Annotated in this window: 5 protein-coding genes and 1 pseudogene; 4 read left to right on the forward strand and 2 right to left on the reverse strand. The window is 72.3% G+C overall.

From position 1 onward, the window contains the following. Nucleotides 1-169: pseudogene (locus tag JNW98_RS30625) on the forward strand (methylmalonyl-CoA epimerase); the annotation flags it as partial. A gap of 64 nt (nucleotides 170-233) precedes the next feature. On the opposite strand, the gene JNW98_RS30630 reads toward JNW98_RS30625, so the two are convergent. Further along, nucleotides 234-971 (reverse strand): dienelactone hydrolase family protein, encoded by a 738-nt coding sequence (locus JNW98_RS30630; RefSeq protein ID WP_223771558.1) that lies wholly within the window; start codon nucleotides 969-971, stop codon nucleotides 234-236. A gap of 126 nt (nucleotides 972-1,097) precedes the next feature. Further along, entirely contained in the window at nucleotides 1,098-1,883 is a 786-nt protein-coding gene (locus tag JNW98_RS30635; RefSeq protein WP_223771559.1) for a metal-dependent hydrolase, read from the reverse strand. Between the two features lie 133 nt (nucleotides 1,884-2,016). Between JNW98_RS30635 and JNW98_RS30640 the strand changes: the two genes are divergently transcribed. The 3 genes from JNW98_RS30640 to JNW98_RS30650 form a co-directional block, all read left to right on the forward strand. Then, entirely contained in the window at nucleotides 2,017-4,530 is a 2,514-nt protein-coding gene (locus JNW98_RS30640) for a DEAD/DEAH box helicase (RefSeq protein ID WP_223771560.1), read from the forward strand. A gap of 171 nt (nucleotides 4,531-4,701) precedes the next feature. Further along, nucleotides 4,702-5,415: an NADPH-dependent F420 reductase gene (locus tag JNW98_RS30645; protein WP_223771561.1), complete on the forward strand. Its 714-nt coding sequence runs from the start codon at nucleotides 4,702-4,704 to the stop codon at nucleotides 5,413-5,415. Between the two features lie 304 nt (nucleotides 5,416-5,719). Then, nucleotides 5,720-5,942, forward strand: a 223-nt coding sequence (locus JNW98_RS30650) for a hypothetical protein (protein ID WP_223771562.1), incomplete at its 3' end; no start/stop codon positions are given.

A 5,942-nucleotide genomic window follows, 5' to 3' on the forward strand; every position in this document is an offset into this window, starting at 1 on the left:
TGTGGCCGCGGCCGCCGAGGCCATCGGGGAGAAGGGGGTGCGGGTGCTCTTCGACGAGCCGCGCCGGGGTTCGATGGGCTCCTCGGTCACCTTCCTGCACCCGAAGGACTGCCATGGCGTCCTGACCGAACTCGTCACCTCGGCACCGCGGCAGACCGCCGTCCACTGACCCGGCCTCCCGGCCGAGCGCGCAGGTCCCACGACACCGTTTGACGGATCCGTGCCTGCCCGGGTCATGCCCCCGGATCCTCCGTCACGGGCAGGCACTCGGCGAGCAGGTCGAGGACGTCGCGCCAGGCTCGCCGCGCGTGCCGTGGGTGGTAGCCGACGCCGGGGACCACGGGGTGGTCGACCGGCGGGTGGTGGAAGGCGTGCAAGGCGCCGCCATAGATCGCGAGACGCCAGTCGACGCCCGCGGCCTGCATCTCGGCGGTGAACGCGCTTCGTTGCGCGGGCGCCATGATCGGGTCTTCCGATCCGACCCCGGCCCACACGGGGCAGCGGATGCGCGCCGCCTCGCCCGGCCGGCCCGTGGTGGTCGCGTTGACCGTCCCGATCGCGCGCAGGTCGACGCCGTCTCGCCCGAGCTCCAGCGCGATGGCGCCCCCGGTGCCGTAGCCGATGGCGGCGATCCGGTCGGGGTCGGTCCGGGGCTCGGCGCGCAACTCGTCGAGTGCCGCGTGGCCGATGCGCCGCATCCGGTCGTGATCGGCGAGCAGTGGCAGGCAACGGGCCAGCATCTCCTCGGGGTCGCCCAAATAGCGCCCGCCGTGCAGGTCGAAGGCCAGCGCTACGTATCCCAGCTCGGCGAGAGCATCTGCCCGGCGGCGCTCGACGTCGCTGAGACCCATGCCCTCCGGTCCGATCAGCACCGCGGGCCGGCGGCCGGCACCGGCCGGGAGCGCGAGGTGCCCGATCATCGTCAAACCGTCGGCCGGGTACTCGACCGCACGCGTCGCAATCGTCGTCATGAGACCGGACTGTAGTGATCGTCGAGCCCGGTCCGGCCGGTGTTCCGCCGCCGGCAGAACAGCGTAGGTGCCGTCGCGTGCGCCGGGCGTGGGCGCCGGGCGTGCGCGTCGGAAGTCCCGGAAGAGTCAGAAGAGTTCGAGGGCGCCCACTCCCCCGATCCCGCCCAGCACCATGAAGGCGGGCATCAGCACCTTCACCTCGACCCAGCTTCCGGCCCGGAACCGCATGCCCTTCGGAGGGCCGATCGGGTACCAGCGCTTGCGGCGGATGGGCAGCGGCCACAGGATCGGGCAGCCGGAGACGGTCAGGGCGTCCCCGATGTCGTGCACGAGCGCGCCCAGCACGATGGGCAGCCCCAGCCACAGGTACGCGTGCCCCGGGAACAGCCAGTCGGAGCCGTGCCCCGGCGCGTCCAGAACGCCGGCGAGGATCCAGGCGCTGGTCGCGCCGAGCAGCCAGACCAGGACGTCGCTGGAGGTGCGGGCCATCCGCCACAGCAGTCCCTCGACGGCGAGCACCATGTGGACGAAGAGGATGCCGAGCACCGCCCAGCGGTCGCCGGTCATCGCCAGGGCCGAGGCGCCGGCGCCGATCAGCACCGCCCAGAGCGCGGTGTGGGTGAGGGTGCGGTGGCCGCCGTTGCGCCGCGGGTCGCCCTTGCCGCGGGTGGCCTTGTAGACGCTGTGGGAGAGGGCGTCGATGAGGCCGCAGAGGGCGCGGGATATCGGGCCGAAGGAGCGCGATATCGTGGCCGATTTGTGATCGAGGTCCGGGGCGAGGGCGGCCCCGGCGCAGATCAGGGCGCCGACGGCGAGCACCGGCCAGGGCATCGGGTGTCCGGCGCCCGCGGCGGCGGCCCCCACCCCCAGCCAGGCCGCGGCCCCGGAGAGTGAGTGCGCCGGTCCCATCATGGTCGTTCCGCCCCTTCACCGCGGGCGTCTTCCCTTGTCTGACGCCGTGTCGGCGACTCAGCGTAATGCCCTGATGATCATCGTTCGACCGGCCGGTTCCCTGATCCGGGCGCGGGCCAGGCAGTATGGGGGTGTGACCCTTATCGATCAGATGCCGAGCCATGCCGACCCCGATGCCCTCTTCGAGGCCTTCTCGACCTGGGCCCAGGAGCGGGGCATCACGCTGTACCCCGCTCAGGAGGAGGCGCTGATCGAGGTGGTCTCCGGGGCGAACGTGATCCTCTCCACGCCGACCGGCTCGGGCAAGAGCCTGGTGGCAGCCGGGGCGCACTTCACGGCCCTCGCCAACGACCAGGTGACCTTCTACACCGCGCCGATCAAGGCGCTGGTGTCGGAGAAGTTCTTCGACCTGTGCAAGATCTTCGGCACCGAGAACGTCGGCATGCTCACCGGCGACGCGTCCGTGAACGCCGACGCCCCGGTGATCTGCTGCACGGCCGAGGTACTGGCCTCGATCGCCCTGCGGGACGGCAAGGACGCCGACATCGGCCAGGTCGTGATGGACGAGTTCCACTTCTACGCGGAGCCCGACCGGGGCTGGGCCTGGCAGATCCCGCTGCTGGAGCTGCCGCAGGCGCAGTTCGTCCTGATGTCGGCGACGCTGGGCGACGTGTCCCGGTTCGAGGAGGACCTGACGCGCCGCACCGGCCGGCCCACCGCCGTCGTGCGCTCGGCGACCCGGCCCGTCCCCCTGTCGTACGAGTACCGCACGACCCCGCTGACGGAGACGCTGACCGAGCTCCTCCAGACCCGGCAGGCGCCGGTCTACATCGTCCACTTCACGCAGGCGGCGGCCGTCGAACGGGCGCAGGCGCTGATGAGCATCAACATGTGCTCGCGCGAGGAGAAGGACGAGATCGCCAAGCTGATCGGCAACTTCCGGTTCACGACGAAGTTCGGCCGGAACCTGTCGCGGTTCGTCAAGCACGGCATCGGGGTGCACCACGCGGGCATGCTGCCGAAGTACCGGCGGCTGGTGGAGCGGCTGGCGCAGGCCGGTCTGCTGAAGGTGATCTGCGGAACGGACACCCTGGGCGTGGGCGTCAACGTGCCGATCCGCACAGTGCTGTTCACGGCCCTCACCAAGTACGACGGGCAGCGGGTGCGCACGCTGCGGGCGCGCGAGTTCCACCAGATCGCGGGCCGCGCCGGGCGGGCGGGCTTCGACACCGCCGGCTTCGTGGTGGCCCAGGCCCCGGATCATGTGATCGAGAACGAGAAGGCGCTGGCGAAGGCGGGCGACGACCCGAAGAAGCGCCGCAAGGTGGTCCGCAAGAAGGCCCCCGAGGGCTTCGTCGGCTGGACGGAGAACACCTTCGAGAAGCTCATCGCCTCCGAGCCCGAGCAGCTCACCTCCCGGTTCCGGGTCACGCACGCGATGCTGCTGGCGGTCATCGCCCGGCCGGGCAACGCCTTCGAGGCGATGCGCCGCCTCCTGGAGGACAACCACGAGCCGCGGCGGAACCAGCTCCGGCACATCCGCCGCGCCATCGCCATCTACCGCTCGCTGCTGGACGGCGGCATCGTGGAGCGGCTCGACGAGCCCGACGCCGAGGGCCGCATCGTCCGGCTGACGGTGGACCTCCAGTCGGACTTCGCGCTCAACCAGCCGCTTTCCACCTTCGCCCTCGCCTCCTTCGAGCTGCTGGACCCGGAGTCGCCGTCCTACGCGCTCGACATGGTGTCGGTCGTGGAGTCGACGCTGGACGACCCCCGGCAGATCCTCGCCGCCCAGCAGAACAAGGCGCGCGGCGAGGCGGTCGCGGAGATGAAGGCCGACGGCGTCGAGTACGAGGAGCGGATGGAGCGGCTGATGGACATCAGCTATCCGAAGCCGCTGGAGGAGCTGCTGACGCACGCCTACGACGTCTACCGCAAGAGCCACCCGTGGGTGGGCGACCACCCGCTGTCGCCGAAGTCCGTCATCCGCGACATGTACGAGCGGGCGATGACCTTCACCGAGTTCACCTCGTACTACGACCTGGCGCGTACCGAGGGCATCGTGCTGCGGTACCTGGCGAGCGCGTACAAGGCGCTGGACCACACCGTGCCGGACGACCTGAAGTCGGAGGACTTCGAGGACCTGATCGCCTGGCTGGGCGAGATGGTGCGGCAGGTCGACTCCAGCCTGCTGGACGAGTGGGAGCAGCTGGCCAACCCGGAGGTGGAGACGGCCGAGGAGGCGCAGGACCGCGCCGACCAGGTCAAGCCGGTCACGGCCAACGCCCGCGCCTTCCGGGTTCTTGTCCGCAACGCGCTGTTCCGCCGCGTCGAGCTGGCCGCGCTCGACCGGGTCGGCGAACTCGGCGGGATGGACGCCGAGTCCGGCTGGGACGAGGAGCGCTGGGGCGCGGCGATGGACGCCTACTGGGACGAGTACGAGGAGCTGGGCACCGGCCCCGACGCGCGCGGCCCCAAGCTGCTGCGCATCGAGGAGAAGCCGGAGGACGGCCTCTGGCGCGTCCGGCAGACCTTCGCCGACCCGAACGGCGACCACGACTGGGGCATCTCGGCCGAGGTCGACCTCGCGGCGTCGGACGAGGAGGGCCGCGCGGTGATCCGCGTCATGGACGTCGGCCAGCTCTGAGGCCACCCGGCCCCGCCGGGTGCCGGCCCTGCCCCGGGCCGGCACCCGGGCGCGGGCGCGGGCGCGCCGCCCGTCGTGATCTTCGCTCCCCGCATCGCCAAGGACACCCATTGTCCTAATTCCTTCCTACCGTGGGAATCACCCGCAGGAACAAAACGGGAGGATTCCCTCATGAAGATCGCTGTTCTCGGTACCGGTGGCGGCGCGCGTGCCCATATCGCCCGGCTCGCCGGGCTCGGGCACGAGGTGCACGTCGGCACCCGCGACCCGGAGGCCACGCTCGCCCGCACCGAGCCCGACATGATGGGCACCCCGCCGTTCGGCGCCTGGCTCGCCGACCACCCGGGCGTCGAGCTGCACACCTTCGCCGACGCGGCCGCGCACGCGCCTGAGCTGGTCGTCAACGGCATCGACGGCCGCAACGCGGTCGCCGCCCTGTCCGCCGCCGCGGAGCAGCTGGCGGGCAAGACGCTCGCCGACTACGCCGTCCCGTACGTCTACGACCCCGACGTCGAACATCCCTGGCCCACGCCCTGGGGGACGATGCCGAAGCTCGATCCATGCGACACCGACAGCCTCGCCGAGCGGATCCAGCGCGCCCTCCCGCGGACGAAGGTCGTCAAGGCGTTCGTCACGCAGGAGCAGGCCACCGTCGTCGACCCGAAGACCGTCGGCGCGGGCGACCACACCATGTTCGTCGCGGGCGACCACGCCGACGCCAAGGCGGCCGTCACCGACCTGCTCAGGACCTACGGCTGGACCGACATCCTCGACCTGGGCCCCCTGGTCTGCGCCCGCGGCATGGAGATGTACGCCCACATGCACTCCGCCATCGGCTTCGCCCTCGGCTTCGGCACCCCCTTCGGCATCAAGGTCGTCCGCTGACCCGTCCGGCCGGAGGCCCCTTCGCCCCTGCCGCGCACTCCACCCGCCATACGCCCGGGCCCGCCCGGGGCCACGCGGCGCCCCGATGCGCCACCGCCCGGCCGCCCGAGCCCACCGCGACGCCGGGCTCATGCCCGCACAGCGGTACGGCGGCACTCATTCCCTGCCGGTCCGCCACGCGGCAGCCCGCGCCACACCGGTGGCCCCTGCCCACACTGGCACAGGCCGACGGTACGGCGGCACCCGGCCGCGCCGACCTGCCAGGCGTCGGCCTGAGCGCCCGGCTTGCGCACACGGTCGCGCGATGACCCACGCCGCCCGGCGGCGGCCGGTGGAACGGCGGCGGCCGGCCGCGCCGGTCGCCGCGCTTGAGCCTGAGCACCTGGACCGCGCGCACCGCGCGAGGCGAACCGTGCCCGCGTCAGCGGTCCGGCCGGCGGCGCGGTGGCGCTCAGCCGTCGCCCCCGGGTACGCCTCCCTCCGCCGAGCCGCCCACGTCCGCGCGGTGGCGGAGCGCCGGCCGCCCG

The sequence above is a fragment of the Streptomyces huiliensis genome (assembly GCF_020037025.1).
GTDB lineage: Bacteria > Actinomycetota > Actinomycetes > Streptomycetales > Streptomycetaceae > Streptomyces > Streptomyces huiliensis.